This window comes from Priestia sp. 10L35, from assembly GCF_056395685.1.
Map to the genome: position 1 here is coordinate 1 of NZ_JBFTKA010000048.1, position 562 is coordinate 562.

General features: G+C 53.9%; 5 tRNA genes. All 5 read right to left on the minus strand.

Annotation, left to right across the window (positions count from 1 at the left end):
* Positions 1-4 precede the first annotated feature (4 nt).
* Positions 5-80, minus strand: a tRNA-Asp gene (locus AC1DEF_RS29150).
* Between the two features lie 4 nt (positions 81-84).
* Positions 85-161: transfer RNA gene (locus AC1DEF_RS29155), tRNA-Met, on the minus strand.
* A gap of 25 nt (positions 162-186) precedes the next feature.
* Positions 187-279, minus strand: a tRNA-Ser gene (locus AC1DEF_RS29160).
* A 27-nt stretch (positions 280-306) separates the two neighbouring features.
* Positions 307-383 (minus strand) — tRNA-Met (locus AC1DEF_RS29165).
* Positions 384-413: 30 nt separating this feature from the next.
* Positions 414-489 (minus strand) — tRNA-Ala (locus AC1DEF_RS29170).
* Between the last annotated feature and the right edge of the window lie 73 nt (positions 490-562).

A 562-nucleotide genomic window follows, 5' to 3' on the forward strand; every position in this document is an offset into this window, starting at 1 on the left:
AAAATGGCGGTCCCGACGGGAATCGAACCCGCGATCTCCTGCGTGACAGGCAGGCATGTTAACCGCTACACCACGGGACCACTTTGGTTGCGGGGACAGGATTTGAACCTGCGACCTTCGGGTTATGAGCCCGACGAGCTACCGAACTGCTCCACCCCGCGATGATATGAATATGATATAAATAAATGGCGGAGGAAGAGGGATTCGAACCCCCGCGGGCTTTAACACCCCTGTCGGTTTTCAAGACCGATCCCTTCAGCCGGACTTGGGTATTCCTCCGTATATTTATAACAAATGTAACTTATATGGTAGCGGCGGAGGGAGTCGAACCCACGACCTCACGGGTATGAACCGTACGCTCTAGCCAGCTGAGCTACACCGCCATATTATTYGTTACAAYTATTYARTTTAATTGGTGGAGCCTAGCGGGATCGAACCGCTGACCTCCTGCGTGCAAGGCAGGCGCTCTCCCAGCTGAGCTAAGGCCCCATAAATGGTCGGGAAGACAGGATTCGAACCTGCGACCCCTTGGTCCCAAACCAAGTGCTCTACCAAGCTGAGC